1 rRNA gene is annotated in these 2,651 nt (G+C 54.2%); it reads left to right on the forward strand.

Annotated elements, in window-relative coordinates:
* Window positions 1–58: 58 nt before the first annotated feature.
* Window positions 59–2,651, forward strand: a 23S ribosomal RNA gene (locus tag AB204_RS17615); the annotation flags it as partial.

Consider the following 2,651-nt stretch of genomic DNA (forward strand, 5'->3'; position numbering starts at 1 on the left):
AATACACGGCATTGAGAAGTCTCTCAAACTCCAGTCCGAAGACACCTTCGGGTTGTGAGGTTAAGCGAATAAGCGTACACGGTGGATGCCTAGGCAGTCAGAGGCGATGAAGGACGTGCTAATCTGCGAAAAGCGCCGGTGAGCTGATATGAAGCGTGATCAGCCGGCGATATCCGAATGGGGAAACCCAGTGCAATGCGTTGCACTATCCTTGCCTGAATTCATAGGGTAAGGAAGCGAACCGGGGGAACTGAAACATCTCAGTACCCCGAGGAAAAGAAATCAACCGAGATTCCCCCAGTAGCGGCGAGCGAACGGGGAGCAGCCCAGAGCCAACAGCAATATCCGCGTCAGGAGAACGGTCTGGAAAGGCCGGCAGTAAAGGGTGACAGCCCCGTATCTGAAGACGCTGGTATTGTGAGCTCGAAGAGTAGGGCGGGACACGTGGTATCCTGTCTGAACATGGGGGGACCATCCTCCAAGGCTAAATACTCCTGACTGACCGATAGTGAACCAGTACCGTGAGGGAAAGGCGAAAAGAACCCCGGCGAGGGGAGTGAAAGAGAACCTGAAACCGTGTACGTACAAGCAGTGGGAGCACCCTTCGGGGTGTGACTGCGTACCTTTTGTATAATGGGTCAGCGACTTATATTCTGTAGCAAGGTTAACCGTATAGGGGAGCCGCAGGGAAACCGAGTCTTAACTGGGCGTTAAGTTGCAGGGTATAGACCCGAAACCCGGTGATCTAGCCATGGGCAGGTTGAAGGTTGGGTAACACTAACTGGAGGACCGAACCGACTAATGTTGAAAAATTAGCGGATGACTTGTGGCTGGGGGTGAAAGGCCAATCAAACCGGGAGATAGCTGGTTCTCCCCGAAAGCTATTTAGGTAGCGCCTCGTGAAGTCATCTTCGGGGGTAGAGCACTGTTTCGGCTAGGGGGTCATCCCGACTTACCAACCCGATGCAAACTGCGAATACCGAAGAATGTTATCACGGGAGACACACGGCGGGTGCTAACGTCCGTCGTGAAGAGGGAAACAACCCAGACCGCCAGCTAAGGTCCCCAAGTCATGGTTAAGTGGGAAACGAAGTGGGAAGGCTCAGACAGCCAGGATGTTGGCTTAGAAGCAGCCATCATTTAAAGAAAGCGTAATAGCTCACTGGTCGAGTCGGCCTGCGCGGAAGATGTAACGGGGCTAAACCATGCACCGAAGCTGCGGCAGCGACACGCATGTGTTGTTGGGTAGGGGAGCGTTCTGTAAGCCGTTGAAGGTGGGCTGTGAGGCCTGCTGGAGGTATCAGAAGTGCGAATGCTGACATAAGTAACGATAAAGCGGGTGAAAAACCCGCTCGCCGGAAGACCAAGGGTTCCTGTCCAACGTTAATCGGGGCAGGGTGAGTCGACCCCTAAGGCGAGGCCGAAAGGCGTAGTCGATGGGAAACAGGTTAATATTCCTGTACTCGGTGTTACTGCGAAGGGGGGACGGAGAAGGCTAGGCCAGCCGGGCGACGGTCGTCCCGGTTTAAGCGTGTAGGTGGGTACTCCCGGCAAATCCGGAGTACCGAAACACTGAGGCGTAATGACGAGGCACTACGGTGCTGAAGTGGTTGATGCCCTGCTTCCAGGAAAAGCCTCTAAGCACCAGGTAACATTGAATCGTACCCCAAACCGACACAGGTGGTCAGGTAGAGAATACTCAGGCGCTTGAGAGAACTCGGGTGAAGGAACTAGGCAAAATGGTGCCGTAACTTCGGGAGAAGGCACGCTGGCAGTAGGTGAAGGGCCGTGCGCCCGGAGCTGACGCCAGTCGCAGATACCAGCTGGCTGCAACTGTTTAATAAAAACACAGCACTGTGCAAACACGAAAGTGGACGTATACGGTGTGACGCCTGCCCGGTGCTGGAAGGTTAATTGATGGGGTTAGCCGCAAGGCGACGCTCTTGATCGAAGCCCCAGTAAACGGCGGCCGTAACTATAACGGTCCTAAGGTAGCGAAATTCCTTGTCGGGTAAGTTCCGACCTGCACGAATGGCGTAATGATGGCCAGGCTGTCTCCACCCGAGACTCAGTGAAATTGAACTCGCTGTGAAGATGCAGTGTACCCGCGGCAAGACGGAAAGACCCCGTGAACCTTTACTATAGCTTGACACTGAACCTTGAGCCTTGATGTGTAGGATAGGTGGGAGGCTGTGAAGTGCGGACGCCAGTCTGCATGGAGCCAACCTTGAAATACCACCCTTGAATGTTTGATGTTCTAACGTCGGCCCGTTATCCGGGCTGCGGACAGTGTCTGGTGGGTAGTTTGACTGGGGCGGTCTCCTCCCAAAGCGTAACGGAGGAGCACGAAGGTTAGCTAATCACGGTCGGACATCGTGAGGTTAGTGCAAAGGCATAAGCTAGCTTGACTGCGAGAGTGACAGCTCGAGCAGGTACGAAAGTAGGTCTTAGTGATCCGGTGGTTCTGTATGGAAGGGCCATCGCTCAACGGATAAAAGGTACTCCGGGGATAACAGGCTGATACCGCCCAAGAGTTCATATCGACGGCGGTGTTTGGCACCTCGATGTCGGCTCATCACATCCTGGGGCTGAAGTAGGTCCCAAGGGTATGGCTGTTCGCCATTTAAAGTGGTACGCGAGCTGGGTTTAGA

This window comes from Xenorhabdus khoisanae (assembly GCF_001037465.1).
Classification (GTDB): Bacteria; Pseudomonadota; Gammaproteobacteria; order Enterobacterales; family Enterobacteriaceae; genus Xenorhabdus; species Xenorhabdus khoisanae.